The 26,467-nt window shown below is 69.0% G+C and carries 24 protein-coding genes and 2 tRNA genes; 15 read left to right on the top strand and 11 right to left on the bottom strand.

Annotated elements, in window-relative coordinates; translation table 11 throughout:
- Positions 1-118: 118 nt before the first annotated feature.
- Both AC5RUP_RS11855 and AC5RUP_RS11850 read left to right on the top strand, forming a co-directional pair.
- On the top strand, positions 119-1,147 hold the full coding sequence (locus AC5RUP_RS11855; protein ID WP_494132119.1) for a 6-phosphofructokinase: 1,029 nt from the start codon (positions 119-121) through the stop codon (positions 1,145-1,147).
- A gap of 21 nt (positions 1,148-1,168) precedes the next feature.
- A complete protein-coding gene (locus tag AC5RUP_RS11850) occupies positions 1,169-1,873 on the top strand; it encodes a GNAT family N-acetyltransferase (RefSeq protein WP_494155284.1) in 705 nt (234 codons plus the stop codon).
- Positions 1,874-1,933: 60 nt separating this feature from the next.
- Here the strand turns inward: AC5RUP_RS11850 and ygfZ are convergent, their stop codons facing one another.
- The 3 genes from ygfZ to AC5RUP_RS11835 all read right to left on the bottom strand — a co-directional run bounded on the left by ygfZ (position 1,934) and on the right by AC5RUP_RS11835 (position 4,650).
- On the bottom strand, positions 1,934-3,016 hold the full coding sequence (gene ygfZ / locus AC5RUP_RS11845; RefSeq protein WP_494154871.1) for a CAF17-like 4Fe-4S cluster assembly/insertion protein YgfZ: 1,083 nt from the start codon (positions 3,014-3,016) through the stop codon (positions 1,934-1,936).
- Positions 3,017-3,058: 42 nt separating this feature from the next.
- Entirely contained in the window at positions 3,059-3,661 is a 603-nt protein-coding gene (locus AC5RUP_RS11840) for a nitrobindin family protein (protein WP_494022470.1), read from the bottom strand.
- A gap of 236 nt (positions 3,662-3,897) precedes the next feature.
- A complete protein-coding gene (locus tag AC5RUP_RS11835; RefSeq protein ID WP_494154872.1) occupies positions 3,898-4,650 on the bottom strand; it encodes a hypothetical protein in 753 nt (250 codons plus the stop codon).
- Between the two features lie 153 nt (positions 4,651-4,803).
- Between AC5RUP_RS11835 and AC5RUP_RS11830 the strand changes: the two genes are divergently transcribed.
- From AC5RUP_RS11830 to AC5RUP_RS11775, 12 genes are all read left to right on the top strand, one after another.
- Positions 4,804-5,505, top strand: a complete 702-nt coding sequence (locus AC5RUP_RS11830) for a winged helix-turn-helix transcriptional regulator (protein ID WP_494064760.1) — start codon at positions 4,804-4,806, stop codon at positions 5,503-5,505.
- A gap of 68 nt (positions 5,506-5,573) precedes the next feature.
- Complete coding sequence (gene mshD, locus AC5RUP_RS11825; RefSeq protein ID WP_494154046.1) at positions 5,574-6,569, top strand: mycothiol synthase; 996 nt, start codon at positions 5,574-5,576, stop codon at positions 6,567-6,569.
- 60 nt (positions 6,570-6,629) lie between these two features.
- Positions 6,630-8,852 (top strand): RNA degradosome polyphosphate kinase, encoded by a 2,223-nt coding sequence (locus tag AC5RUP_RS11820; protein WP_494092306.1) that lies wholly within the window; start codon positions 6,630-6,632, stop codon positions 8,850-8,852.
- Positions 8,852-9,811, top strand: coding sequence for an NUDIX hydrolase (locus AC5RUP_RS11815; protein ID WP_494154045.1), 960 nt, complete (start codon positions 8,852-8,854; stop codon positions 9,809-9,811). The genes AC5RUP_RS11820 and AC5RUP_RS11815 overlap by 1 nt, the downstream gene beginning before the upstream one ends.
- A 101-nt stretch (positions 9,812-9,912) precedes the next feature.
- A complete protein-coding gene (locus AC5RUP_RS11810) occupies positions 9,913-11,715 on the top strand; it encodes a hypothetical protein (protein ID WP_494154044.1) in 1,803 nt (600 codons plus the stop codon).
- Positions 11,712-12,119 (top strand): GntR family transcriptional regulator, encoded by a 408-nt coding sequence (locus tag AC5RUP_RS11805; protein WP_494154043.1) that lies wholly within the window; start codon positions 11,712-11,714, stop codon positions 12,117-12,119. The genes AC5RUP_RS11810 and AC5RUP_RS11805 overlap by 4 nt, the downstream gene beginning before the upstream one ends.
- A 97-nt stretch (positions 12,120-12,216) precedes the next feature.
- The gene (locus tag AC5RUP_RS11800; protein WP_494154049.1) at positions 12,217-12,978 is read left to right on the top strand and encodes a thymidylate synthase; all 762 of its coding nucleotides are present in this window, start codon (positions 12,217-12,219) and stop codon (positions 12,976-12,978) included.
- Positions 12,979-13,076: 98 nt separating this feature from the next.
- Complete coding sequence (locus AC5RUP_RS11795) at positions 13,077-13,604, top strand: dihydrofolate reductase (protein ID WP_494154048.1); 528 nt, start codon at positions 13,077-13,079, stop codon at positions 13,602-13,604.
- Between the two features lie 147 nt (positions 13,605-13,751).
- The gene (gene asd, locus AC5RUP_RS11790; protein ID WP_494064767.1) at positions 13,752-14,897 is read left to right on the top strand and encodes an aspartate-semialdehyde dehydrogenase; all 1,146 of its coding nucleotides are present in this window, start codon (positions 13,752-13,754) and stop codon (positions 14,895-14,897) included.
- A 404-nt stretch (positions 14,898-15,301) separates the two neighbouring features.
- A complete protein-coding gene (locus AC5RUP_RS11785) occupies positions 15,302-17,179 on the top strand; it encodes an HNH endonuclease signature motif containing protein (protein ID WP_494158573.1) in 1,878 nt (625 codons plus the stop codon).
- 62 nt (positions 17,180-17,241) lie between these two features.
- Positions 17,242-17,775: a hypothetical protein gene (locus AC5RUP_RS11780; RefSeq protein ID WP_494154370.1), complete on the top strand. Its 534-nt coding sequence runs from the start codon at positions 17,242-17,244 to the stop codon at positions 17,773-17,775.
- A 240-nt stretch (positions 17,776-18,015) separates the two neighbouring features.
- Positions 18,016-19,209 carry a carboxylate-amine ligase gene (locus tag AC5RUP_RS11775; RefSeq protein ID WP_494154371.1) on the top strand — a complete coding sequence of 398 codons (1,194 nt, stop codon included), beginning with the start codon at positions 18,016-18,018 and terminating at the stop codon, positions 19,207-19,209.
- Between the two features lie 133 nt (positions 19,210-19,342).
- Here AC5RUP_RS11775 and AC5RUP_RS11770 read toward each other — a convergent pair whose 3' ends face one another.
- From AC5RUP_RS11770 to AC5RUP_RS11740, 7 genes are all read right to left on the bottom strand, one after another.
- Entirely contained in the window at positions 19,343-20,422 is a 1,080-nt protein-coding gene (locus tag AC5RUP_RS11770) for a UDP-N-acetylmuramate dehydrogenase (RefSeq protein ID WP_494154372.1), read from the bottom strand.
- A 37-nt stretch (positions 20,423-20,459) separates the two neighbouring features.
- Positions 20,460-20,888 (bottom strand): MaoC family dehydratase, encoded by a 429-nt coding sequence (locus AC5RUP_RS11765; RefSeq protein WP_494000536.1) that lies wholly within the window; start codon positions 20,886-20,888, stop codon positions 20,460-20,462.
- Positions 20,885-21,346: an FAS1-like dehydratase domain-containing protein gene (locus AC5RUP_RS11760; protein WP_494154373.1), complete on the bottom strand. Its 462-nt coding sequence runs from the start codon at positions 21,344-21,346 to the stop codon at positions 20,885-20,887. The genes AC5RUP_RS11765 and AC5RUP_RS11760 overlap by 4 nt, the downstream gene beginning before the upstream one ends.
- Positions 21,347-21,374: 28 nt before the next feature.
- Positions 21,375-21,629: a hypothetical protein gene (locus AC5RUP_RS11755; protein ID WP_494000538.1), complete on the bottom strand. Its 255-nt coding sequence runs from the start codon at positions 21,627-21,629 to the stop codon at positions 21,375-21,377.
- An 85-nt stretch (positions 21,630-21,714) separates the two neighbouring features.
- Positions 21,715-22,623, bottom strand: coding sequence for a DUF2797 domain-containing protein (locus AC5RUP_RS11750; RefSeq protein WP_494154374.1), 909 nt, complete (start codon positions 22,621-22,623; stop codon positions 21,715-21,717).
- Positions 22,624-22,768: 145 nt separating this feature from the next.
- Positions 22,769-22,842, bottom strand: a tRNA-Met gene (locus AC5RUP_RS11745).
- A gap of 57 nt (positions 22,843-22,899) precedes the next feature.
- A tRNA-Thr gene (locus tag AC5RUP_RS11740) sits at positions 22,900-22,971 on the bottom strand.
- A 218-nt stretch (positions 22,972-23,189) separates the two neighbouring features.
- Between AC5RUP_RS11740 and AC5RUP_RS11735 the strand changes: the two genes are divergently transcribed.
- Complete coding sequence (locus AC5RUP_RS11735; RefSeq protein ID WP_494158572.1) at positions 23,190-23,978, top strand: putative protein N(5)-glutamine methyltransferase; 789 nt, start codon at positions 23,190-23,192, stop codon at positions 23,976-23,978.
- Positions 23,979-24,101: 123 nt separating this feature from the next.
- Here the strand turns inward: AC5RUP_RS11735 and AC5RUP_RS11730 are convergent, their stop codons facing one another.
- A complete protein-coding gene (locus AC5RUP_RS11730; RefSeq protein WP_494158571.1) occupies positions 24,102-26,078 on the bottom strand; it encodes a DEAD/DEAH box helicase in 1,977 nt (658 codons plus the stop codon).
- Positions 26,079-26,467 lie beyond the last annotated feature (389 nt).

The following is a 26,467-nucleotide window of genomic DNA, read 5'->3' as shown; positions in this document are numbered from 1 at the left end:
CTCTCCACCGCCGGAACCGCTCGCGGCCGGAATGACTCGGGCCCGGTTCCTGCATAGGATTGAGGCGGGCTCAATGGGGTGCTCGCGCCGACCGGCCAGCAACCGAGAAGGAGTACCCATGAGGATTGGCATCATGACCAGCGGCGGGGATTGCCCCGGCCTGAATGCGGTGATCCGCGGCATCGTGCTCAAGGGCATCACGGTGCACGGGCACGAGTTTGTCGGCTTCCGCGACGGCTGGCGCGGCGTGCTGGAGGGCGACATCATGGAACTGCCCCGGCACCAGGTGCGGGGCATCTCCAAGCAGGGCGGCACGATCCTGGGCACCTCGCGCACCAACCCGTTCGAGGGACCCAACGGCGGGCCGGAGAAGATCCAGCAGACGCTGGACCGGCTGGGCGTGGACGCGGTGATCGTGATCGGCGGCGAGGGCACCCTGGCCGGCGCCTACCGGCTCACCCAGAGCGGGCTGAAGATCGTCGGCGTGCCCAAGACCATCGACAACGACCTGGAAGCCACCGACTACACCTTCGGTTTCGACACCGCGGTGCAGATCGCCACCGAGGCGATCGACCGGCTGCGCACCACCGGCGAATCTCACCACCGCTGCATGATCGCCGAGGTGATGGGCCGCAACGTGGGCTGGATCGCGCTGCACGCGGGCATGGCCACCGGCGCGCACGCCATCCTGATCCCCGAGCAGAGCGTGAGCATGGAGCAGGTGTCCGACTGGGTGCTGCACGCGCAGAAGCGCGGCCGCGCACCGCTGGTGGTCGTGGCCGAGGGCTGGGTCCCCGACGGCGAACTGGGCCCGCACGCCGAGCGCGGCGTGGACAGTTTCGGGCGGCCGAGGCTCGGCGGCATCGGCGAGCGGCTTGCCCCCGAACTGGAGGCGCGCACCGGGATCGAAACGCGCGCCACCACCCTGGGACACATCCAGCGCGGCGGGGTCCCCTCCGGCTACGACCGCGTGCTGGCCACCCGCCTGGGCATGGCGGCCGTGGACTCGGTGGTGGAGAAGCGCTGGGGCACCATGGTGGCGATTAAGGGCACGGACGTCGTGCACGTGGGCTTCGAGTCGGCGCTGAACAATCTAAAAACCGTCCCGCAGCATCGTTACGACGAGGCGAGGGTTCTCTTCGGCTAGGCGTTCAGTAGGGTGGCAGGTATGCGATTGGACGCAGGGACGGCTGACATTGTGCTGCTGGCGTGGGCGCGGTTGCTCGGATTCTCCGACAACGCCTTCATCGCGGCCGACGACCGGCTGACCAGGATCAACGAGGACTCCGGGACCCTCACCTTCGTGCGCTTGTTCGGCCGCTCAGCGCTGGTGGGGCCGGAATGGGCCGTCGCCGCGGCCGCCCGGTACTCGGACGACGACCTGGCCGAACACCAGACGCTGATGCTGCTGAGCCGGGAGCACGGCGGGCACGGGCTGGGCAAGGCCGTGTTGTCCTACGCCGAGGACCTGCCGGTGGTCCAGCCCGAACGGGAGGCCCTGGTGTCCACCGCGGGCAGCGACGTCGCCCGGCTGGAAGACAGGTGCCCGCCCGATGACACGCACGAAGCGGGGCTGGCCGGCATGGACAAGTCGTTTGTGCTGCTGGACGGGAGCACCCCGATGGCCGGCGCGGGCTACCAGGAGTGGCAGCAGATCCTCGGCCACGTGGGCGTGCTGACCGCGCCCGCCTACCGGCGCCGCGGAGCCGGCGCGTTGATCGCGGCGATCGCCGGCCACGAGGCGCTCTCCTCCGGACTCATTCCGCAGTGGCGCTCGCACGAAGAGAACAGGGCCTCCCGGGCGCTGGCCGCGAGCCTGGGGTTCTGGGACGCGGGCACCCAGACCTCGGTGATCCTGCAGAAGCAAAGGTGACCGCGGCGGCGCCTGGGCGCCGGCGCGGCCGCAAGGTGGCTGGCTGCGCGCCGACGAGGCTCAGCGCGGCGGGCGCAGGAACCCGGTCTGGCGGCCGACCACCTGGCCGGCGTCGGGGGTGACAATCACTTCCTGGGCGGCGTCGTAGCTCTCGCCGTCGTCCAGCACGGTCAGCTGCGCCTGCGGATCGACCGAGCGCTTGACCACGGCCAGCGCAATCGGTCCCATCTCGTAGTGTTGCGCCGCGGACGTGACCGCGCCGACGCGCTTGTCGCCGAGCATCACGTCGCTGCCCGGGACCGGCAGCGTGTGCTGCGAGCCGTCCAGCTGCAAAAACACCAGCCGGCGCGGCGGGCGGCCCAGGTTGTGCACGCGGGCGATGGTTTCCTGGCCCTTGTAACAGCCCTTCTCCAGGTGCACGGCGGTACGGATGAGGTCCAGTTCGTGCGGGATGGTCTTCTCGTCGGTCTCCGCCCCGACCCGCGGCCGCCACGCGGCGATCCGCAGCGCCTCGGCGGCCCAGACCCCGGCCAATTGCAGCCCGGAGACGGCCGATTCCAGGTCGGCCGCGGGAAGCAGGTATTCGTACCAGGACCGTTCCAGGCCGGGGTGCTTGGGTTCCTCGATGCCGGTGTAGGCATAGCCGCCGGCACCGATCTGCGGCCACGGGTCCTGCCACACGAGGCTGCCCTCGAAGGCCGGGACCGGCCTGACCGACCCCACCACGGCCCAGTCGGCGGAGACATCGGCAACCTCTACCCGCAGCATGAACTTCATTCTGTCCAGCCATGCGGCCAGCGGCGCCGCTTCGAAGGATTCGACGATCAGCCAGGTGCGTTCGCCGTCGTCGACAATGCGGGCGTCGTATTCGATCCGGCCCTGCACGGTGAGCAGCAGCGCCTCGCTGGACTGGCCCGGCTTCAGGTTCAGCAGCAGCTGCGAGGAGAGCGTGTTCAGCCAGCTCAGCCGGTCTTCGCCGGCCACCGTCACCACCCCGCGGTGGGAAAGGTCCGTGACGGCCTCGCCGCGGGCCAGCGCGCGCTGTTCGCGCAGCGGGTCGGAGTAGTGGGCGGCGACGCCGGCGTCGGCCCCGGAGGCTTCGACGGCGCCGTGTTGCAGGAGCAAAGGGCTGCGGTAGGTCATACCGGCGTCAACTCCCGGCGGCCGTGCCAAATTCCCGGCCGGTCAGGCGCGCTTGGCCAGGATCGCCGAGGCGTGCGGGGCCAGGTCCTTGCCCTTGGCCTCGGCCACGTCCCAGCGCCAGTAAAGATCGTTGTTGACCAGGCCGAAGATGCGTGTGGCCGCGCTGTAGTCCTTGGACTGCGAACCGCGCATCACCATGTCGGTGCTCAGCTGCACGCGGGGGCCCTTGATCTGCCCGTAGTAGAGCTCGGAGATACCGCCGGGGTGCACGATGGTCGCGGTGATGTCGAAGCCGCCGTCGGAGTTGCGCAGCTCTTCGACCTCGTCCGCGGACTTCAGGGCCGGCACGATTTCGGCGGGGACCAGGCCCGGGCCGACGTCGGCGTCGTTGAGCTTGCGGTCCAGCGCCCAAAAGCCGGTTTCCACCGACAGCGGGCGCAGCCGGTTGCCATCCTCGTCGGTCAGCCAGCTTTCGGCGGTGTACTGCAGGTAGGGCAGGCCGTTCTGCGTGAACGTGGCCTTCTGGACGAAATGTTCGTCCCCCTCCTCGCCCGCCCCCAACCGGCCGGCACCTTCCCAGGTACCCAGCAGCCAGGACAGCGGCACCAGTTCCGGGGTCAGCTCCGTCGGGAGTTCAATCGGCATCGTTAAGCTTTGGTCGCTTACTTCTGGCCCTTGAACAGGCGGTAAACCACCAGCGAGGCAAAGCCCGCGATGCCAAGGCCGGCGAGGACCAGCAGGGACAGGTAGAAAATTTCAAGACCGAGATACGACATGGCTCCATAGTAACGGCCCCGGCCGCAGGATGCCTGCCCGTGACGCCGGCCCGCACTGTGACCTCGATCATTCAGCGGCCCCGCTCATTCGGCGGCCCCGCTCATTCAGCGCAGCAGCATCCGCTCCAGGAAGTAGACCAGCGATCCGGCGGCCATGATCGGGGCGGCGCCGACGGCGAGCATCGCCGGCAGCCGGGTGGGACCGCCGTCGGCCAGCACGAGCCGGCGGAAACTGACCAGGATGATGCCGGCGACGGCGCCCACTGCCGCGGCGGGCAGCATGTGGACGGTGGAGAACAAGGGGGCGGCCAGGGCCCCCGCCAGCGGGGCCAGGACCACGCCCAGCGGCGCGACGATCCGGTCGGGCCAGGGCAGCAGGCAGACGCCGATGGCCACCAGCATGCTGATCCCGGTCACCAGCATCATTCCGCCGTTGTTTGCATTGGCCGAGAGCCGGTCGGCGGCCACCCAGCCGGCGCCCAGCGAGGTGAGCACCACGCCGGCGCTGGCGCCGAAGGTCGATTCGAGCCGCCGGGGCTGGCCGGTGCCTCGGAGCAGCTGGATCAGGAAGACGGCCATCACGCCGAGCGCAATCACCACCGCCATCCAGAGCAGCGGCATGCCGGCGGGCGCGAGGCCGGCGAGCACCGCCGTCGCAATCCCGGCCAGGGAGATGACGGCGGCAAGGGTCTTCTTGGCGGGCACGCCCAGCAACACCGGCCAACCGACCCCGATCACCACCGCGGCGACGCACACCGCCGCCGTCAGCACCGGGAGGGAGAGGTAGGAGGCGCCGATGACGGCGCACAGTACGGCGGCAGCGGCTGCGGCGACGATCCACGTTTTCACGCTAGTCATACTGCCCTATGACGCAGGGGCGGGGCGAGAAACCGCGGCCCGGCGGGGCGCGGCGCTATACTTATGCCACCGTCCGGCAGGCTGCGCCTGCGTGTGTGAGGACCTGCCGGGCCCGGCCCGATGATGTGCGCCGCGAAACCCCCTGGAGGAACCATGCCGCACATTCTGCTGTTGACCAACAGTCCCGGCTCGTCGATCGACGTCCTGCCCGCCCTCGAGCTGCTGAACCACAAGGTCCACATCCTGCCGGCCGAACCGACCGCCCTGCTGGAAACCGATCCGGCCGACGTGGTCATGGTTGATGCCCGCAAGGACCTGGCCGGGGCGCGCTCGCTCACCCAACTGCTGAAGGCCACCGGCCTGGGGGCACCGCTGATGCTGGTGCTCACCGAGGGCGGCATGGCCGCCGTCAGCGCCAACTGGCTTGCCGACGACGTGGTGCTGGTGACCGCCGGGCCGGCCGAGGTCGAGGCGCGGCTGCGGCTGGTGATCGCCCGCGCCCGTGCCGGCGACCAGGACACCGGGACGGAGATCCACGCCTCCGGCGTGGTGATCGACGAGGCCAGCTACAGCGCGCGCGTCGGCGGACAGCCGCTGAACCTGACCTACAAGGAATTTGAACTGCTCAAGTACCTGGCCCAGCACCCCGGCCGGGTGTTCACCCGCGACCAGCTGCTGCACGAGGTCTGGGGCTACGACTACTACGGCGGCACGCGCACGGTCGACGTGCACGTGCGGCGGCTGCGGGCCAAGCTGGGCCCGGACCACGAGCAGCTGATTGGCACGGTCCGCAACGTCGGCTACCGGTTCACGCTGGTGCGCGAGGCGGAAGAAGAACCCAGCGGCGTCGGCTGAGGCGGCCGGGCCTGCAGCGGACCGCGGTGCCCTCCCGCCGTCGAAGGCCGCTCGGATAGTCTGTGCTCATGACTGCATCGGATTCGGACCTCTGGCCCGTGCTGACCATCAAAGGCGCCCCCGACGCCGAGACCCTCGCGGACATCAAGGCGCTGGCCGCCGCCGCCGAAGAGTCCGACGGCAATCCCCCGCTGTCCGAACAGACGTGGGTGAACCTGCGGGCCCCGGAGTCGGCCGACGTGCTGGTGCTGGCGACCTACGCCGGCGAAGAGCGCTCCGATCCCGCCACCGCGACGGCGCTGGCCGGGGTCGCCGTCGTCAGCCTTGCCACCGCTGCCGGCACCGACAACGTCCTGGAACTGGTGGTGCACCCTTCCTACCGCGCCGAGGGCGTGGGGACCCGGCTGGTCGAGGCCGTCCGGCAGCACACCGAACTGCCCGGCCTCAAGGCCTGGTCGCACGGCGGCCACGAGGCCGCGGGGCGGCTGGCCGCGCGCTTCGGTTTCGCCCCGGTCCGGGAGCTGTGGCGGATGCGCCTGACCCACCCGACCGGATTGCCCGCCGCCGACTTGCCGCCCGGAGTGGCCATCCGTTCCTTCGTGCCCGGCAGGGATGAGGAGGCGTGGCTGGCCGCCAACGCCGCGGCCTTCGCCGACCACCCCGAGCAGGGCGCCATGACGCTCTCCGACCTGAAGGCGCGGATGGCCGAGGACTGGTTCGATCCGGCCGGCTTCCTGCTGGCCGAGCGCGAGGACGGCGGCGGCCTGGTCGGGTTCCACTGGACCAAGGTCCACCCGCGCTCTGGCAGCCACCCGTCCATCGGCGAAGTGTACGTCGTGGGCGTCACGCCCCAGGCGCAGGGCACCGGGCTGGGCAAGGCGCTGACCATCGCCGGCATCAAGCACCTGCAGGACGCCGGCGAGCACGCCATCATGCTCTACGTCGACGCGGACAACGAGCCCGCCGTCGGGCTTTACCGCAAGCTGGGTTTCACCCGCTGGGATGCGGATGTGATGTACGCACCGCGGGAGCAGGCCGGCGGGCAACAGTCGGTAACCTTATAGCTACCGGACGCCTCTACGATGAGGTGAGTCCGGCCCGCCCCCAACGCCCCAGGAGAGAGCATGGTCATCGAACCCGAAACCGCAGCCATTCCCCGGCTGGGTTCCTCGGAAATGGTCCCTGCCCGCGCCACCCAGGACCGCATCGACATTCCCGAGTTCGCGCCCTCGCTGGCGCCCGACGGGGACTTCACGCTGGAACGCTTCCTGGACCGGGAAATCAGCTGGCTGGACTTCAACGCACGGGTCCTGGAACTGGCCGAGGACGAAGACCTCTACCTGCTGGAGCGGCTGAACTTTCTCTCCATCTTCGCCTCCAACCTGGACGAATTCTTCATGGTCCGGGTGGCGGGCCTGAAGCGCCGGATCGCCACCGGGCTGGCCGTGCCATCGGCCGCCGGGCTCTCCCCGATCGAGCAGCTCGAACAAATCAAGGTCGCCGCGCACAAGCTGCAGCAGCGCCACGCCCGGATCTTCGCCGAGCAGATCCGCCCGGCGCTGGCCTACGAACACATCCACATCGTGCGCTGGGACGAGCTGGACGAGGCGGCGCGGACCGAACTGTCCGTGATGTTCCGGGAGCGGGTGTTCCCGATCCTGACGCCGCTGGCCGTGGACCCGGCCCACCCCTTCCCCTACATCTCCGGGCTCTCGCTGAACCTGGCCGTGATCGTGCGCAACCCGGTGAGCGAGAAGGAACTCTTTGCCCGCCTCAAGGTCCCGGACCAGCTCTCGCGGCTGATCCCCGTGGACGGCCCCCGCGCCGGCTCGATCCCCGGCCGCACGGCCCGGTTCATCACGCTGGAAGACGTCATCGCCCAGCACCTGGACCTGCTCTTCCAGGGCATGGAGGTGCTGGAGCACCATACCTTCCGGGTGACCCGCAACGAGGACCTGGAAGTCGAAGAGGACGACGCCGAGAACCTGCTCCAGGCGCTGGAAAAGGAACTGCTGCGCCGCCGGTTCGGGCCGCCCGTGCGGCTGGAAGTGGCCACGGACATCAACCCCAGCGTGCGCGAACTGCTGGTGCGCGAACTCGGCGTCGAGGAATCCGAGGTGTACGCGCTGCCCGCGCCGCTGGACCTGCGCGGGCTGGAGGCGATCTACCAGATCGACCGGCCGGACATGAAGTATCCGAAGCAGCTGGCGCACACCAGCCGCCACCTGAACGAAAGCGAAACGTCCAAGGCGGCCAACGTCTTCGCGGCCATGCGCCGGCGCGACATCCTGCTGCACCACCCGTACGACTCGTTCTCCACCTCCGTGCAGGCCTTCCTGGAGCAGGCCGCCGCCGACCCGAAGGTGCAGGCGATCAAGCAGACGCTGTACCGGACCTCGGGCGATTCGCCGATCGTGGACGCGCTGATCGACGCCGCCGAGGCCGGCAAGCAGGTGCTGGCGCTGGTGGAGATCAAGGCCCGGTTCGATGAGCAGGCGAACATCGACTGGGCGCGGAAGCTGGAACAGGCCGGCGTCCACGTGGTCTACGGCATCGTAGGCCTGAAGACGCACTGCAAGCTCTCGCTGGTGGTCCGGCAGGAAGGCGACGGGCTGCGCCGCTACTGCCACATCGGCACCGGCAACTACCACCCGCGCACCGCCCGCTACTACGAGGACCTGGGCCTGCTGACGGCGAACTACCAGGTGGGCGAGGACCTGTCCAAGCTGTTCAACCAGCTCTCCGGCTACGCCCCGAAGTCCACGTTCAAGCGGCTGCTGGTGGCCCCGCGGTCGGTGCGCTCCGGGCTGATCGACCGGATCGAGAAGGAGATCGCGAACAGCAAGGCCGGCCGAGCCGCCCGCGTGGTGATTAAGGTGAACTCGATGGTGGACGAGGCCGTCATCGACTCGCTCTACCGCGCCTCGCAGGCCGGCGTGCGGGTGGACGTGATTGTCCGCGGGATCTGCGCGGTGCGGCCGGGCGTCCCGGGACTGAGCGAAAACATCCGGGTCCGTTCCGTCCTCGGCCGCTTCCTGGAGCATTCGCGCGTGTTCGGCTTCGCCAACGGCGGCGAACCGGTGGTTTACATCGGTTCCGCCGACATGATGCACCGCAACCTCGACCGCCGCGTGGAGACGCTGGTGCAACTGAACTCCCGCGAGGACATCAACGACCTGCTGGCCGTGATGGACCGCTACGTGGACCCCGGCACCGCCAGCTGGCACCTGGACAGCGACGGCGCGTGGACCAGGCACCACAAGGACGACGACGGCAACCCGCTCTCGGATATCCAGTCCTGGCTGCTCGCCTCCCGCTCCCGCCAGCGCACCGTCACCCGCCGCTGATGACGCAGAGCAAGACCAGCGACGCCGGTGCTCCCCCGGGCGTCAGGATCACCGCCGCCGGGGCTTTGTGCTGGCGCGTCCGCCAGGGCCGGCTGGAAGTGCTGCTGATCCACCGGCCGCGCTACGACGACTGGTCCTGGCCCAAGGGCAAGCTGGACCGGGGCGAAACCACCCCCGAGTGCGCGGTCCGCGAGGTCCACGAGGAAATCGGCGTGCAGGTGCGGCTGGGCATCCCGCTGCCCACCATCCGCTACCGCGTCAACGCCGGACTCAAGCAGGTGGTGTACTGGGCCGCCAAGCTGGAGAAACAGGACCCCGTGCCCGACGGCGAGGAGGTGGACCGCGTGCTGTGGTGTCCGCCCGCCACGGCCCGTGAACTCTTGACCAACCGTTCGGACGTGGAACCGCTGGAAGCGTTGGAGGCCGCGCATCAGCGGAACGAACTCGATACCTATCCGTTCGTCGTCGTCCGCCATGCCAAGGCCAAACCGCGGTCCGCCTGGTCGCAGGCCGAGGGCGAGCGCCCGCTGGTGGCCACCGGACGGCGGCAGGCGCTGGCGGTGTGCCGGATGCTGTCCGCGTGGAAACCCAAGCGGATCGTCTCGAGCCCCTGGCTGCGCTGCGTCCAGACCGTCACCCCGTACGTGCTGCACACCCAGACCAAGCTGCGGACCGTCGAGGCCATCACCGAGCACAACAACGAGCGCAACCCGAAGAAGGCCCGGGCCGCCCTCATCCAGATGCTCGACAAGGGCAAGCCCACCGCCGTCTGCAGCCACCGGCCGGTGCTGCCGAACCTGTTTCAGGTGCTGGCGGACCGGATGGATCCCGAACTCGCCGCGCAGCTGCCCACGGACGATCCCTACCTGCGGCCGGGAGCCGTGCTGGTCTGCCACATCGCCAAGCACCGGGGCGGGCGGATCGTCGCGCTCGAAATCCTCGACGCCTACGACGACTAGCGGCATCTGACGAGTGCTCGTGCCGCCCGGCAACCCCCACCCTTGACCCCTGGCCGCTTTGTATCAAATACTTGATCCATTGATACAGCACGAGGGGGATCGTGGACTTACTGACCAGCACCATCACCGGGCTGCTGTTCGGCGCCGTCATCATCTACGGCGTGCTGCGGATCATCGCGGGCCGCAGCGACGCCGCGCCCGACACCGCCCGTGATGCCGCCCGGATGCATGCGTTCTGGACGGCCCTCATCGCGTTCTTCGCCAGCGGGCTGTCTGCGGCCTCGAAGGTCGGCGATATTCCGGCCACGTACTACGCCGGACATACACCGGCGCCTTCCTGGCTGGCGGACCTGCTGACCGTCCTGGTGCCGCTGGTCAGCTTGGCCGGAATCTACATCATCGGCCAATACACCTGGCCCAAGCCCCGCGGCAGGGTCCGCCGCGCCGACATCACTATCCGGCGCATCCGCGACTACATCCCCGCGGCGCTGCTCTCGGTCATGATCGCGGCGGCCGTGCTGGCCGTGATCGCGGCGATCGTCGTCCGGGAGTTGCCGGGCATCGAAGGATTCAGCGGTTCCCAATCCGTCGCCGGTGTTGAGGTCTCCGGCGGGCACAACGGCCGCCAGCCCGGCAGCTACTTTGCGCCGATCCTGCTGATCGGCATCCTGACGCTCGCGGCCGGCGTCGCCACTGCGACGGCGGTCATCGTGCGCAGACGCTCCGTGGACTCGCTCAACCGCGAGGACAACGAGATCTTGCGGCGCATCCTCATCAATCGATTGTTCCGCACGGCCACCTTGCTCTTCGCCTCGCTCGGCACCATGGCAGTCAGCTTCGCCAATCACCAGGCGCCGGCCCTCATCCTCGACGGACCGGCACCGGCCACCGGCTGGGAACCCGCCCAGCAACTGGCAGGCTGGCTCACGGTCACGCTGATGATCGCCATGGCCCTGTGGCGCCCTCCCCTGCTGGCCCCCGATGGCACTCCGGGCCGTCCGGTCATCTACCGCGGCAGCTACGCCGCGGGGCAGGAGATCACGGAGTCCACGCATACCGTCGCGATGGTCTTCACCGCAGTTGCGCTGGTTGCTGTCGGTGGGTGGGCCGGTTTCGCGGTCCAGCCGGCCACCGTCTCCGACGACGGGAACCCCATCTTCCCTGCTTCGCCCTTATTATTGCTGCCTCTGGCGTTTGCCGTGCCGGTGGCCGTGTTTTTGGCCTTTGTCGCAGCCGGGGAAGTTCGGCTCTGGCGCGGCCACACCAGATCGTCCGGCCAAGCCACTTCCGGCTCGCCCTCTTACGACCGAATGGTGCCTGCGGCCCGGCTGGTTCCGCGCCCGCTCCTTGCCGCCGTTGCCGCCGGCGCGGTGCTGCTCGCCGTCGCCATCGGCTGCAATGCCGCCGCCCCGGGCCGACAGCCCGACCTGCTGGCAGCCTTCGCCGTGGCCGGTCTTGCCCTGCTCTTGCTCGGCGCAGCGGCCGTCCTGTTGGTGCACCGCCGTCCCCCGCTGTTCAAGGCAACCCCGGAGGCGGACAACTTGCTCCGCTGCGTATCCGGCTTCCGCGTTGCGCGGATGACCGCCGCCGGGCTGTTCGCCCTGACCGCCCAACTGCTCAACGCCCATCCGGCGGCCTGGGGCTGGTTCCTGGACGGCGGCATCTCGTCCTACCTCCACCAGCTTTCCCCCGGCCTGCATACAGCGCTCCGCATCACCACGGCCGTGCTCTACCTGGCCGCCATCGTGCTGGCTCTTCTACCGGGAGCATCGCGACCGCGCCGTTCGATGGCCGGCTATATCGGCCACCCCGTCACGCAGCACTCCGGCAACGCCGACGGCGGGCCTCCCGGCCCCGGCCGGGACCGCGACGAGTCCGCCGTCCACCAGGACCGCACACCGTGAGCACCCAGATCCGGGTGGACCTGGCGGCACCGACTCCGCCGTACGAACAGATCCGCAGCCAGATTGCCTCGCTCATCGCCGTCGGCACGTTGGCTGCCGGACAACGCCTGCCCCCGGTGCGCAGCCTGGCCGCAGACCTGGGTGTGGCCGCCGGCACCGTGGCCCGTGCGTACAAGGAGCTTGAGGCCGCGGGCCTGCTCGTCAGCCGCCGGCGCCATGGCACTACCGTGGCTGACACGGCAGCCGCCACGCACCAAACCGCAGCGGGTTCCGCCGAGGTGGGCCTCGCCGTCGTACATTTGGTGCGCGCCGCCCGGGACGCGGGACTGGACGATGAGACGGTCCTGAACCTGGTGCGCGGCCAGCTGCGGCGCCCGCGCGGGCTGGCGCCGGACGCACCGTGAGCCTGCCGTCCCTCGGCAGCCGCCGCAGCACCCCTCAACTACACTGGACGCTGTGAACGCGATTCCCACCCCGTACGAGGACCTGCTGCGCGACGTCATGGCCAACGGCACGGCCAAATCCGACCGCACCGGCACCGGCACCCGCAGCGTCTTCGGCCGCCAGCTCCGTTACGACCTGGCCCAGGGTTTCCCGCTGATCACCACCAAGCGCGTGCACTTCAAGTCAGTGGCGCTGGAGCTGTTGTGGTTCCTGCGCGGCGATTCGAACGCGAAATGGCTGCAGGAACGCGGCGTCAAGATCTGGAATGAATGGGCCGACGCCGACGGCGAGCTCGGCCCGGTCTACGGGGTGCAGTGGCGCTCCTGGCCCACGCCCGACGGCGGACACATCGACCAGATCGCCAATCTGGTGGAAGACCTGAAGAACAATCCGGACTCGCGCCGGCACATCGTCTCGGCGTGGAACGTGGCGGAGATCAAGAACATGGCGCTGCCGCCGTGCCACGCGTTCTTCCAGTTCTACGTGGCGGACGGCAGGCTGTCCTGCCAGCTGTACCAACGCAGCGCGGACATGTTCCTGGGCGTGCCGTTCAACATCGCCTCCTACGCGCTGCTTACCCTGATGCTGGCGCAGCAGGTGGGCCTGGAGCCGGGCGAATTCATCTGGACCGGCGGGGACGTGCACGTCTACGACGACCACGTGGACCAGGTCCGCGAGCAGCTGTCGCGCGAGCCCTACCCCTACCCCACGCTCAACATCCTGCGGAAGCCGGAGAGCATCTTCGACTACTCGCTGGAGGACTTCGAGGTGGCCGGCTACCAGCACCACCCGGCCATTAAGGCACCGGTGGCCGTATGAGCGCCGACCACCTGGCCGCGCGCCCGTACCCGGACAGCGTCGCCGAAGCCGTGCTCGGGGCCGGACGGTCCGGGGCTCGCTCCGCTCCGGTGGTCGGCATGATCTGGGCTCAGACCAGCAACGGCGTGATCGGCCGCGACGGCGGAATGCCCTGGCACCTGCCGGAGGACCTGGCACACTTCAAGCGGACCACGCTGAACCACCCGGTGATCATGGGGCGCAAGACCTGGGAGTCCTTCCCCGACAAGTACCGGCCGCTGCCGGGGCGCACCAACATCGTGGTCAGCCGGCGGCCGGACCTGCGCGAACAGTTGGCCGCGGCGGGCGCCGTCGTCGTCGGAACCATTGAGGACGCCCTGGCGGAGGCTGCGGCCAGCCCGGGCGGCGACCAAATCTGGATCCTGGGCGGCGGCGAGATCTTCAACCTCGCCCGGCAGCACGCGAACGCGGCCTCGGTGACGGTCATCAACATGGAGACGGACGGCGACACGTACGCGCCGCAGCTCGGCCCCGAGTGGACGTTCGAGGGCGTCACCCCCACCGAGGACTGGCACACCGCGGCCAACGGCACCCGCTACCGCATCTCGCTCTGGGTCCGCGGCCCGGAAGTAGGCCCGACCGAATAAGGCCCGGCCTGGGCGTGCGCGGTGAGGGTATGCCCGGAGAGGGTAACGCCGACGGCGGGCGCCGTCGTCGTACGTGTGATGCATCCTTTTCCGCAGTGCTGCGTAGCTCACAGCGCCCAAATTGACCCGGCCGGTAAAATGGAATGCATGACTTCCCCTGCAGCCACTTCATCTGCCCAGTCCGTCGGCCTGATCGGTTGGCGCGGCATGGTCGGCTCCGTCCTCATGCAGCGCATGCAGGATGAAGGCGACTTCGACCTCATCAACCCCGTGTTTTTCTCCACGTCGAACGCCGGCGGCGACGCCCCGTCCTTCGCCGCGGGTGCGGGCAAGCTGCAGGACGCGTACGACATCGAGACGCTGGCAAAGCTGCCGATCATCCTGACGGCACAGGGCGGCGACTACACCGCCGAGGTGTACCCGAAGCTGCGCGACGCCGGCTGGGACGGCCTGTGGATCGACGCGGCGTCCACCCTTCGGATGCAGGACAGCTCCATCATTGTGCTGGACCCGGTGAACCGCGACGTGATCGACGCCGGCCTGGCGCGGGGCGTGAAGGAATTCATCGGCGGCAACTGCACCGTCTCCTGCATGCTCATGGGCCTGGGCGGGCTGTTCAAGAACGGCCTCGTCGAGTGGGGCACGTCCATGACCTATCAGGCGGCCTCCGGCGGCGGCGCCCGGCACATGCGCGAACTGCTGAACCAGTTCGGTACGCTGAACGCCGCGGTGGCCGACGAGCTGGCGCAGCCCGCTTCTGCCATCTTGGAGATCGACCGCAAGATCCTGGCCCAGCAGCGCAGCCCCGAACTGGATGCCTCCCAGTTCGGCGTGCCGCTGGCGGGATCCGTTATCCCGTGGATCGACAAGGACCTGGGCAACGGACAGTCCAAGGAAGAATGGAAAGCCCCCGCCGAGACCAACAAAATTTTGGGCTTGAGCGACGACAAGCGGATCCCGTTCGACGGGCTGTGCGTCCGCATCGGTGCCATGCGGTCGCACTCGCAGGCCCTGACGTTGAAGCTCACCGAGGACCTGCCGGTGGCCGAAATCGAGCGGATCATCGACGCCGACAACGAGTGGTCCCGCGTGGTTCCCAACACCAAGGAAGCCACCATGGAGCACCTGACGCCGGTGGCAGCCAGCGGCACGCTCGAGATCCCGGTAGGCCGTATCCGCAAGCTGGAAATGGGCCCCGAGTACATCAGCGCCTTCACCGTGGGCGACCAGCTCCTGTGGGGCGCGGCGGAACCGTTGCGCCGCATGCTGCGCATCGCCACCGGCAACCTTTAGGGCCTGCCGGCCGGCAGGAGTGCCGGCGGAGGCGCAGAGCCATGAGGAGCCCGTCCCTTTGGGGCGGGCTCCTGCTGTTTAGGGGCGGACCCGTCCCTTTGGGGCGGGCTCCCGCTGTTGGCAGGTACGCTTTTCCGCGGCGCATGCTGCCATGGAAGTCCCGCTACGCCGTACCCTGAGCTGTCCACATCAGGACACTACGCAGGGGACCGCGTCTTCCACCGGCAGGTGACGGCTCCGCGTTGAATCGTTCGCCTCCCAACTTGTCCTGCACCGGCATGGACGGCTCCCCGTTCAGCCGTCCGCCTGCTCAGTTGTCCTCCACAGGCAGTCGTCGGGGGAAGGTTTTGCACTTTCCTCGAAGACCCGTTCTACCCGGGGCGTGGGCTGCGTAGCGTTGAAGTATGGCAGCGGAACCGTTCGACGAGGCGCAGGAGCCGGAGGAATCCTCCGGTACCCCTGCCGCGCCCGACGACGGTGCCGCGCCCGAGGATGGTTCCGCCGAGCCGGTACCGGTGCCGCGGGGGTGGGCGGACGACTGGCAGGAGCTGGGACCGGCGGAACTGGCCGGCCTGCTCGCCGGCACCGACCCCGCGGCCCTGGACGACTGGTCGACCCTCGACTACCTCCAGGCGGTGCGCAAGCACGAGGCCTGGACCCAGTCCCGACGGCTGCGGGCCGTGCACCGCCTGGCGGTGCTCCGCCCGGCCACCGGGCCCGATGCCGGGGCACCGGACGGGATCTGCCGGCACGCCGCCAACGAACTGGCACCCGTCCTGGCCCTGCCCCGCCAACGCGCGGCCGCGGAACTGGCCGACGCACACCAGATCGCCACCTGCATGCCCGCCACGCTCGCGGCCCTCGACAACGGCGACCTCGACCTGCCCCGCGCCACCGCCATCGCCCGCAAAGGCGCCGACCTGCCGCCCGAGGTCCTGGCCGGCTACGAAGCCCGCGTTGTTCCCGGCGCCGGGACCATCACCTTGGAATCCGTCCAGGCCCGGGCCCGCACCGTCCGCGACCGGCTGCACCCCGAACCCCTCGAGACCCGGCACAAAGCCGCGATGGAACGCCGCACCGTCCACTACCAGCCCCAGGATGACGGGATGGCCGAACTCTACATCCGCACCAGCGCGGACAAGGCGCTGCTCGCCTACAACCTGATGCAGGCCCACGCCCGCAAACTCCAAACCGTTGACGAAACCCGCACCCTGGGCCAACTCCGCGCCGACGTCTTCACCGACATGCTCCTGCGCTACCCCGGCCACGCCTACCGGCCCGCCACGGCCACCGCCACGCCAACCGGACCCGCCGCCGGCGACACAGCCGCCACGCCAACCGGACCCGCCGCCGGCGACACAGTCTCCACCCAAACAGCCACCGCCAACGGCGAAACAGCGGCCCACCCAGCGGCAGCCGGCCCGCGGCCACCGACCCGTTCCGGAACGGCGGCCGGATCCGGGACCGCCCGCGGCCCCGCAACGGCAACGGAAACGGCAGCCGCAGCCGCCGGGACCCTACCGGGCACCACCAAAGAAACCGGCCCCAAGATCCCAGACGCGGAAGTTGCGGTGGACACCGCCCGAAACACCGCGGCCGCCGCAACGGCACGGCAGGGGCCCTGTACCTGCGGTGCCGGGAACGTGACCGCTTCCGTCGCCGTGACCGCGCCCCTTGCAACCTTGCTGCGGCTTTCCGAAGAACCCGGTGACCTCACCGGGTACGGGCCCATCCCGCCGGGCATGACCCGCGACCTTGCCGCGCTGGCCAAGTCCTGGTTGATCGTGCTCACCGATGACTATGGCAAGGCAGCCGCCGTCGCCAAAGACTTGCGCCACCCGCCCGAATGGCTCAAACGCCTCGTCCGGCTACGCGACCGCCACTGCCGCGACTTCGGTTGTACCGTCCCGGCGGACCAATGCGAGATCGACCATACGATCGCCTGGGAAGACGGCGGCAAAACAGTCCTGGAAAATCTCAGCGCCAGGTGCAAACCCGGCCACATAACCAAACACAACGGCGGCGGAACCGTCACGCAGGACCCCGACGGGACCCTGCACTTCACCACCCGCTCCGGCCACACCTACACCACCACCCCCGACGAAGGGTGGACACTCACGCTCCCCTCGGCACCCAGCGGCGGAGCCACGGAAAGCCCGGACGAACCGGCAATCGGTCCAAGGGGCGGCGACGGCGGGGACGGCGGAGACGGCGACGACGGCGGCAATGGCGGAGACGAAGCCACGGACGGCCCATGGGACAACACCCAACCGCCGTTCTAGACAGACACCCCGCCACCGTTCTTAGCGACCCAAAGCGAAACCCATAGCAAGAGGATTCAACAGTGACCAGGTATGCGAGGCCCAAGGCACGAATCGACGATGTGCTTCGGGAGTTCTTCGTCCAACAACGTCAGGTAAGACCAATCCAGCTCGACCGCTCACTCAGGTTGGAGGCTCACCTGCGGCGCTTTCTGGAGACCTGCGGTCCTGCCTACCTCTCCGAAGAATGGTGGATGATGCTCCAGTTGGAACAGTGTTTCGAGCCGCACGATGCCTTCGCACGGCTACTGCCCGCCGATTATCTGCTGCCACCGATGCATGAGTTCTTATCACCTGACTGGCTCATGGATCACGGTACCGACCGCTTGGTCCAGGTGAACCACAGCTACCGCCTGGTCTGCTGGCTTTGCGGCAGCGGTCTGGTCAATCTCCGTGCGCTTCGCCCGAGCATCATCCGCTTCATGCTTCGGCATGACGAGCTATCCGCACATTCCAAGCGCCGCGTGGAACGGCAGCGCATTCCACGACCGGCAGGAGCACCGCAGGTCGACGCCCCGCAAGCTGACGCGGCGATCAGACGGGAAGACCTTCCCTAGCCTTCCCTAGGAGCATCCGCGCCAGACAGGGTCGCCGGATGTCCGAGGGCCTCCCGCACGGCGCGGCCTGGACGCACGACGCAGCGTCTGCCCCTCTTGGTGAATCGCCAGTGCATCGGGGCGAGGGACGATTGCCGCTGTGGACCGCCAGGCTTCCCGCCCCTACGCTCGTTGGTGAGCCCGGCTTGCAGCGGCATCCCGGCCGTTACCACCGGCACAAGCCCGGCGAAAGGCGGTTACATGCGCACTCTCGGTGTCGAAGAGGAACTACTGCTGGTCGACCCCGCCACGGGCCTGTCGGTGCCGCGTGCGGCAGCCGTCATGGACCGGTACCGCCTCACGGCGGCAGAAGCCCAGGAATTCGGGCAAACGGGACCCGCCGCTGCCGCTGCCTCCACCGGGCCGACGCTCGCGACCGAACTGCAGCAGGAACAGATCGAGGTCATCTCCCCGCCCCGCGCTACCTTGTCCGACCTGGAAGCCGAGATTCTAGCCGGACGAGCCTTGGCCGACGCTTGTGCCCGCGCGTCCGGAGCCAGGGCCGTCGCGCTGGCCACGTCGCCGTCCCCGGCTGCACCGCATCCAGCTCCTGATACCCGCGTCCAAGCGCTGAGGGCGCAGTTCGGGCTGACCGCAGAAGAGTCCTTGACCTCCAGCTGCCATGTCCACGTCAGCGTGGATTCTGAGGAGGAGGGCGTAGCCGTGCTGGACCGCATCCGGATCTGGCTTCCCGTACTCGCCGCCCTCAGCAGCAACTCCCCGTTCTGGCAGGGCCGCGACACCGGGTACGCCGGTTACAGGACCCAGGCTTGGTTGCGCTGGCCGGGCACCGGGCCATCGGAAATCTTCGGCTCCGCTGCCGCGTATCACCGCTCGCTCCGGCGTGCCTTGGACAGCGGCGTCGTGCTCGACCGCGCCATGCTTTATCTCGACGCGCGGCTGTCCCACAAGCACCCGACGGTCGAGATCCGGGTGGCCGATGTCTGCCTTCAGGCCAGCGACACCGTGTTGATCGCCGGTTTGTCGAGGGCACTCGTGGAGACGGCGGCGAGAGAGTGGAGGTCCGGGTTGCCCCCTGCACCGGTTCCGGCGTCGGTACTCCGGTTGTCCGCTTGGCAAGCCAGCCGCTGGGGCATCGCCGGTAATCTCCTGCATCCCCTCAGCGGCGTGCCTTGCCCGGCCGGCACCGTGATCTCCCTGCTCTTCGAGCACGCCCGGCAAGCACTTGACGACGCCGGGGACGAGACCAGCATCAGGCTCCTATGCCAGGAGGTCCAGGCGCGAGGCACGGGCTCCCGGCTGCAGCGCGAAGCCTTCGCACGCGGAGGACTCGTGGCCTTGGCAGGCACAGCGGCCTACTTCACCCACCTCACGCGGAAGGAACCAGCGCGGGCGGACGACGACCTCGTGTCCGAAGTGCCCGGGCTTTCATAGGGCGCGCACTTCTGCCGGTATCGGGCACCCCGTCCGGACGGCCGGACACCGGCTGCCCCGGGCGCTCACAAGCCGCCGTGGACTAAACCGGCAGACGCGAGCCCAGGAGACCGGGCGGCCAAGAGGCCTGCAGCTACAGACTGCAGCCAATCAGAAGCGGCTCAGGCTGAAGCCGGATCCCGAAGGACCGTTCAACGCCATCCCGGACTGCCCGGGCAATCGCGAGGATATCCTCGGCGCTGGCGCCGCCGCGATTGGTAATCGCCAACGTGTGTTTGGTCGAAAGCGAGGCGCGGCCGCCCGCCACCTCGTAGCCGCTGAGGGGACCGTTCGACGTTCCGGAAAGTCCAAAGCCCTTCGAAAAGCCCGCGTGGTCAATCAGCCAGGCAGCACTCAGCTTGGCCTTGTCCTCGGCCGGCCAGCGTGGCGCGTCAGCCGGCAGTTTCGCCGCCGTGTTCATGTCGACAATGGGGTTCGTGAAGAACGAGCCCGTGCTGAACGTATCCCGGTCGGCTAGATCGTGGACCATGCCCTTGGAAGCGCGGAGCCGGAGAACCTCACGGCGAACGTCAGCTGCCTTGGCCACGCCTCCGACGTCGACACCGAGCACGCGTGCCAGCTCCGCGTAACGGACCGGAAGGCTCTGACGGCTGGGAGCCAGGCGGAACTCGACTTCCAGCACCACGAAGCGCGGAGATCCATTGGACGTGCTCTGTTTCAGGACGGAATCCCGATAGCCGAAGGTGAGGTCGCGGTTCGCGAATTCCCGGACGGACCCGGTCTTGCGATCCCACGTGCGGACCCGGACGATGGTCTGCGAGACATCGGATCCGTACGCGCCGACGTTCTGAACAGGCGTGGCCCCGGTCAGTCCGGGAATGCCGGAGAGGGCTTCCAGCCCGGCCCACCCGTTGTCGACCGTCAGCGCCACCAGCTCGTCCCATGGCTGGCCCGCCTGCACCGTCAGTCCGACGGCGCCGTCATGCTCCCGGACGCTGTAGCCGCGGTTGGCAATGGCCACCACGGTGCCGGGGTAACCGTCGTCGGAAATCACGAGGTTCGAGCCGCCGCCAATAACGAGCAGGTGGTCTCCGGACTCGTCGGCGGCACGGACGGCCTCGATGATCTCGGACTCGGAGTCTGCTTCGATGAATTGCCGGGCGGGACCGCCCACACCGACCGTAGTCAGCGGCGCAAGAATCGTTTCAGTCACGGGGTGGGCCTCTCCCCCGCCGTGGGCGCGGTGCGGTTTACCAAATCTTGACGACCGCCTGGGCTTTGACCAGTACCTTCACGCCTGCGGCGGTCACGGTGAGGTCGACCCGCGCCGTGCCGTTGTCCTGGTCGATGGCCCCGATGGCGCCGCTGACGTCGATCGTGGCGCCGGGTCCGTCAAGATCCTCCACGAGGACCGGCTTGGTGAAGCGCGTCTGGTAGTCGACGACGGCGGCCGGGTTGCCGATCCAGTCCGTCACCAGCTGCACCGCGGCGCCCATGGTGAACATGCCGTGCGCGATGACGCCGGGGAGGCCTACCTGCTCGGCGAAGCGTCCGTTCCAGTGGATCGGGTTGAAGTCGCCGGACGCTCCGGCATACCTGACCAGGTCCGCGCGGGAAACCTCAATGCTCCGTGAGCCAATGTCCTGTCCAACAGTCAGTTCGTTCAGTTCAACGCTCACTGGCCTTCCCCTCTCACCAGGATCGACGACGTGGTGGTGGCCGTTTTCTCGCCGGCGACCGTGCTGATTTCCGCCCGGGTGGTGATCATGGCCCCGCCGCCCATTGCGCGCACCTGGTCGACGTGCAACTCGGCCACCAGTTCGTCGCCGGCGACGATCGGCCGGTGGTGCACGAACCGCTGGTCAGCATGGACCACGCGGGAGAAATCGATGCCGGAATCAGGGTCCTCGATCAGCCGGGCATCCGCGCGCTGGGCCACGATGATGGCGAAGGTGGGCGGAGCCACCAGGTCGCCGTAGCCCAGTTCCTGCGCGGCTTCGACGTTGAAGTGCGCAGGATGCGTGGCCTTGACCGCGGAAGCGAACTCCCGGATCTTCTCGCGGCCCACGGTATAGGCGGCGCCGGCCGGGTAGGTGCGGCCGGCGAGGTCGGGGTTGACCCCGGCATGATCGGACATGGATCTCCTTCGGATGGAGTGGATGGGACTATCGACGCTTCGCTGGCCGCGTGCCCCGCGGGTGGGCGGCTGCCTGCCGGGCCCGGGCGTCGCGGAACCGGACCAGCAGCCCGGCCAAATGGGTCAGCAAACCCGTGATGATGGCGGCCAGCGCAGCCCAGATCAGCCATTGGATGCTCGCCGACGCGGCGATGACCGACAGGAGGATCCCGACGCCGATCAGCACCATGGCAGAGATGACCAGCTTGCGGTACAGCGGCGAGCCAAGGTCCCAAGGATTCATACCTCAAGGTTACCGGCCACGCCCCCTGCTGGCCGAACCGCGGAGCCGTGCGCCGGGGCTCCGGGCAACGCCCGCCAGGGATTGCCTAGAACAGCTGTTCCTGAATGACGGGCTGCTCCGAGACGAAGTCGCCGACGGCGATCCGGCGGCCCTTCACCCCGCCCAGGTCCACCAAAAAGAGCGGTCCGCCATCCTGCAGCCGCGCGGCCGCGACGCTGCCCAGGAGGCCCTCCACGATGAACCCGTGGTCGCCCGAGGCAAAGCTGCCCGGATAACCCCTCTTGACGCCGTCCTGCAGAACCGGTGCCGCCAGCGCCGGAACCTGCCATTGTTCGTCGACGACGTAGAAGCCCTCCAGTTGCACGGCAGGCAGCAGTTCGCGCACAGTGGCAGCATGGCCGGAGTTGAGCCGGTCCACCTCGGGCAGCGGCAGCGGGGCCAGCAGCCCGGCGAACTTGGCGGCGCTGCGCACGGCTTGCGTCAGGGCGGTATTTTCCGAGACCGCGTCCTCGAGTACCCGCACCACCCGTCCGTCGCGCGTCCGGGCGACGTAACGGGCGGCCACTGCGCCTTGTTCGGCCAGCCGCAACGATTTCCGCACGTGGGCCGCCGTACCCACCTTGCTGGCACCGTTGGCGAATGTGGCCACATACAGCCAATGGGGTTGGGCGAGGTAGGCCAGCAGCCCCTCGGGTGCCCGGCCGCTGCGGTGGCTGTCATGCATGAAGCGCAGGTCGTCATTGAGGAAGCAGTTCACACATTGGTGACCCCGCTCCGCCGGAGCCTGCAGCCGGCAGGGTACATGCGTGCGCTCCGCGGCCGAAAGTACCCGGTGGCTGCCCAGGCAGTAGCGCTGGGGGTCCACCACCCGGAAGCCCAGCCTCGACCCCTGCGTTACGGGCAGGTCCTCCGGCGTGCCGTCCGGAGCCGCCAGGCGCAGCCGGGGGCCCCCGGGGGTCCAGGCGATGCCGTGGGCGAGATACAGGGCGGGCATGGCGTCCACTCTAGTAAGAGGAATGAGAGCTCCCCTGACCCGCGGGCTGCGGCCCGGGACGGCCTTGGGGGTCAGCGGCGGGCGCATTAACAGCCGAGGGGCCCGGCCGGAACCATAGTTCCGATCGGGCCCCTCAGGGTCTCGGTAGCGGTGCCCGGACTCGATCCGGGGACCTCACGATTATGAGTCGTGCGCTCTAACCAGCTGAGCTACACCGCCACGAATGGGAGCGCCCGCGCTGCGTCTCGCGACGCAGACGCGGGCTTTGCCATTCCGAGCCCCCCACCGGAATCGATCCGGTGACCTCGTTCTTACCAAGAACGCGCTCTACCACTGAGCTAGGGGGGCAACGGAGAAATACATTACCAGCAATTTGCCCCTATAAGAAATCGGAATCGTGCCCCGTGGTGAAGGCCACACGCCCGACGGCGGTCTCCTCCGCGGACAGCCCCGGGCGGCCTCTCCCCGGCGGCGTTTCGGGCGCGCGGACTGCAGCCAAGATCACACCGAGGCAGCCACCGGACGCGGACGAAAGGGTACTCTGGCGTCATTAGAAAGGACTCCACATGCAGGTTTCCCAGCCATGGGGCCGGGACGACATCGCCTCCCGGCTGCGCGCGGCAGGCTGCGTCTTCGCCGAGGAGGAGGCCGACCTGCTGCTGGCCGAGGGCGGTCCCGGGGAAGAAATTTCCGCCAGGGTGGAACGGCGGGCGGCCGGGACGCCCCTGGAACAAGTCCTGGGCTGGGCCGGGTTCTGTGGCTTGCGCATTCGCGTTGCCCCCGGGGTTTTCGTCCCCCGGCGGAGGACCGAGTTCCTGGTCCGGCAGGCCGCGGCCTTGGCCCCGGTGCCCACCGGCGTCGTCGTCGATCTGTGCTGTGGTTCGGGGGCCGTGGCGGCGGCGCTGGGTGCACTGCTCAGGCCCGCCGAACTGCACGCCGCGGACGTGGATCCTGAGGCGGTGGCGTGTGCGCGCGCGAACCTGCCGGCGGCACAGGTGCACGCGGGCGACCTGTACGCGGCCCTGCCCGCGGCATTGCGCGGCCGCGTCGACGTCCTGGCCGCGAACGTCCCCTACGTGCCCACGGCGGAGGTCACGTTGCTGCCGCCCGAAGCCCGCCTCCACGAAGCACCGTGGGCGCTCGACGGCGGTCCTGACGGCCTCGCTGTCATGCGGCGCGTCGCGGACGGGGCGCCGGACTGGCTCGCGCCGGGCGGGTCTGTGCTGGTGGAAACGAGCGAGGGGCAGGCGGAGGCAGCGGCCGGGTCCTTCGAAGCGCGCGGACTGGTGCCGGCCATCGCCCGTTCCGAGGAGCACGCCTCCACGGTGGTTTCCGGCACCCGGCCGGCTGGTTGAACACGGGTGGACGTTAAATGCCTCCGGGGCACCTGTCCAATGACAAGTGCCCCGGAGGGGTGGTTCCTGGCTGAAAGCCAAACCGGCAGCTGAGCCGCGGGTGTGGCGCGGCCTGCGCGGAGGCTAGCCGCGGGTGTGGCGCGGCTTGCGTGCGGCGCCAAAGCCGCGGTCGCTGCGCTCCCCGCCGAATCCACGGTCGGAGCGTTCGCCACCGAAGCTGCGGTCGCCGCTGAAGCTGCGTTCGCCGTCGGTCTTGTACGGACGGTCGCCCTCAAACTTCTTCTTGTAGGGGCGGTCGCTTTCGAACTTCTTCTTGAACGGCCGGTCGCCCCGGTCGCTGCGGAAGCCGCCGCGGTGTCCGCCGGCGACGTCGTCGCGGTCCCGGCGCGGCTTGCGGCCGCCGTCCAGCTCCAGGTGGATCAGCTCGCCGCCGATGCGGGTCTTGGACAGCGCGCGCAGCTGGTCCTTGCTCAGGTCAGCGGGCAGCTCGACCAGCGAGTGGTCCGAGCGGATGTCGATGCCGCCGATCTGCGCGGCGGACAGGCCGCCCTCGTTGGCGATGGCGCCGACGATCGACCCGGGCATCACGCGGTTCCGGCGCCCCACGGCAATCCGGTAGGTCGCGTTGCCCTCGGTCAGCGTGCGGGACGGGCCGCGTGAATTCATGGCGTCGCGTCCGCCGCCGGCACGCTCGCGCTGGCCCTTGGGTGCCTCGGGCAGGTCCTGGACCAGCAGCGGGCGTCCTCCCTGGGCCATGACGGCCAGCGCGGCCGCGATCTCGGCGGCCGGGACGTCGTGCTCGGTCTCGTAGTTCGCGATCAGGTCGCGGAAGATCGAGACGTCCTCGGACGCCAGGGTCTCGGTGATCTGCTCCGCGAACTTGCGCATCCGCAGGTTGTTGATGGTCTCGGCCGAGGGCAGGTGCATCTGCTCGACGGGCTGGCGCGTGGCCTTCTCGATCGCCCGCAGCAGGTACTTCTCGCGCGGGGTCATGAACAGGATGGCGTCGCCCGAGCGGCCCGCACGGCCGGTGCGGCCGATGCGGTGCACGTAGGACTCGGTGTCGTGCGGGATGTCGTAGTTGACCACGAGGGTGATGCGCTCGACGTCCAGCCCGCGGGCGGCGACGTCCGTGGCGACCAGGATGTCGATCTTGCCGTCGCGCAGGGCCTCGACGGTGCGCTCGCGCTGCTGCTGCGGGATGTCGCCGTTGATGGCGGCGGCCCGGTAGCCGCGGGACTTCAGCTTGTCGGCCAGGTCCTCGGTAGCCATCTTGGTGCGCACGAAGGCGATGACGCCGTCGAAATCTTCGGCTTCCAGGATCCGGGTCATGGCATCCAGCTTGTGCGGGCCCATGACCTGCAGGTAGCGCTGGCGGGTGTTGGTGCCCGTGGTGGTCTTGGCCTTGACCGTGATCTCGGCCGGGTCCTTCAGGTACTTCTTCGCGATCCGGCGGATGGCGGTCGGCATGGTCGCCGAGAACAGGGCAACCTGCTTGCTTTCGGGGGTCTTGGAGAGGATCTGGTCGACCTCTTCGGCGAAGCCCATGCGCAGCATCTCGTCGGCCTCGTCCAGCACCAGGTACTGGAGTTCGGACAGGTCCAGCGAGCCCTTTTCGATGTGGTCGATCACGCGGCCGGGGGTACCGACAACCACCTGGGCGCCGCGGCGCAGGCCGGCCAGCTGGGGGCCGTATGCGGAGCCGCCGTAGACGGGCAGCACGGTGAAGTCGTCCATGTGGGCGGCGTAGGAGGAAAAGGCCTCGGCCACCTGCAGGGCCAGCTCGCGGGTGGGGGCCAGCACCAGGATCTGGGTGTTCTTGGTCGGCGGCAGCTCGGCCATCCGGGAGAGGGCGGGAACCGCGAACGCCGCGGTCTTGCCCGTGCCGGTCTGCGCCAGGCCGACGACGTCGCGGCCTTCGAGCAGGACGGGAATGGTGGCGGCCTGGATGGGCGAAGGCTTCTCGTAGCCGACGTCGGTCAGCGCGGCCAGGACACGGCCGTCGAGGCCGAAGTCGGTGAAGAGTACGGTGTTCTCGTCTTCGACGGCCGGGGCGGCGTCGGCGTTTTCGGGCAGGGTGTTAACAGTGTTTTCGGACACGGGGCAGTTCCTCGTATTCAGCTGGGGACCGGTGGCCGCGGCACATCAATGTCCGCGGTCCTCTGACTCAAAGCCCGGCGCTATTACAATCCCGTGGCAGGGCTTTCCGCCGCTTCGCTGGCCACCCGCAAGCTGCGGAGAGACCTGGCGGCGTTTTCTTTAGCCGGCGCTCCCAAACATGAAACTGCCCGCCGCATAGAGGCGGGCCCACACACAATCAGACGCTTCGACAAGACCGTAAACGGCATTATCGCGCAGAACTAAGGGAATACCGACAGTGGGGGATGTATCCAGTGTACGGCACGCTCCGGCTGGCCGGGGACAGGGAGCACGACGGCGGGCGGTGACCTTTGGCACAGCGGCCACCCGGCGCCGTGTGCCGGTCCGTG

This window comes from Arthrobacter sp. Y3223151, from assembly GCF_059091125.1.
Note: the sequence above shows the minus strand (reverse complement) of the source record. Positions and strands in the feature narration are given on the sequence as shown.

Excerpts from the sequence above, each read along its gene's own strand:
- AC5RUP_RS11755 (WP_494000538.1), bottom strand. The coding sequence starts at position 21,629 with ATGAATCCTTGGGACCTTGGCTCGCCGCTGTACCGCAAGCTGGTCATC.
- AC5RUP_RS11835 (WP_494154872.1), bottom strand. The coding sequence starts at position 4,650 with ATGACTAGCGTGAAAACGTGGATCGTCGCCGCAGCCGCTGCCGCCGTA.
- AC5RUP_RS11815 (WP_494154045.1), top strand. The coding sequence starts at position 8,852 with ATGACGCAGAGCAAGACCAGCGACGCCGGTGCTCCCCCGGGCGTCAGG.
- AC5RUP_RS11830 (WP_494064760.1), top strand. The coding sequence starts at position 4,804 with ATGCCGCACATTCTGCTGTTGACCAACAGTCCCGGCTCGTCGATCGAC.
- AC5RUP_RS11775 (WP_494154371.1), top strand. The coding sequence starts at position 18,016 with ATGCGCACTCTCGGTGTCGAAGAGGAACTACTGCTGGTCGACCCCGCC.
- mshD (WP_494154046.1), top strand. The coding sequence starts at position 5,574 with ATGACTGCATCGGATTCGGACCTCTGGCCCGTGCTGACCATCAAAGGC.
- AC5RUP_RS11850 (WP_494155284.1), top strand. The coding sequence starts at position 1,169 with ATGCGATTGGACGCAGGGACGGCTGACATTGTGCTGCTGGCGTGGGCG.
- AC5RUP_RS11785 (WP_494158573.1), top strand. The coding sequence starts at position 15,302 with ATGGCAGCGGAACCGTTCGACGAGGCGCAGGAGCCGGAGGAATCCTCC.
- asd (WP_494064767.1), top strand. The coding sequence starts at position 13,752 with ATGACTTCCCCTGCAGCCACTTCATCTGCCCAGTCCGTCGGCCTGATC.
- AC5RUP_RS11800 (WP_494154049.1), top strand. The coding sequence starts at position 12,217 with ATGGCCAACGGCACGGCCAAATCCGACCGCACCGGCACCGGCACCCGC.
- AC5RUP_RS11760 (WP_494154373.1), bottom strand. The coding sequence starts at position 21,346 with ATGTCCGATCATGCCGGGGTCAACCCCGACCTCGCCGGCCGCACCTAC.
- AC5RUP_RS11735 (WP_494158572.1), top strand. The coding sequence starts at position 23,190 with ATGCAGGTTTCCCAGCCATGGGGCCGGGACGACATCGCCTCCCGGCTG.
- AC5RUP_RS11750 (WP_494154374.1), bottom strand. The coding sequence starts at position 22,623 with ATGCCCGCCCTGTATCTCGCCCACGGCATCGCCTGGACCCCCGGGGGC.
- AC5RUP_RS11795 (WP_494154048.1), top strand. The coding sequence starts at position 13,077 with ATGATCTGGGCTCAGACCAGCAACGGCGTGATCGGCCGCGACGGCGGA.
- ygfZ (WP_494154871.1), bottom strand. The coding sequence starts at position 3,016 with ATGACCTACCGCAGCCCTTTGCTCCTGCAACACGGCGCCGTCGAAGCC.
- AC5RUP_RS11820 (WP_494092306.1), top strand. The coding sequence starts at position 6,630 with ATGGTCATCGAACCCGAAACCGCAGCCATTCCCCGGCTGGGTTCCTCG.
- AC5RUP_RS11855 (WP_494132119.1), top strand. The coding sequence starts at position 119 with ATGAGGATTGGCATCATGACCAGCGGCGGGGATTGCCCCGGCCTGAAT.
- AC5RUP_RS11840 (WP_494022470.1), bottom strand. The coding sequence starts at position 3,661 with ATGCCGATTGAACTCCCGACGGAGCTGACCCCGGAACTGGTGCCGCTG.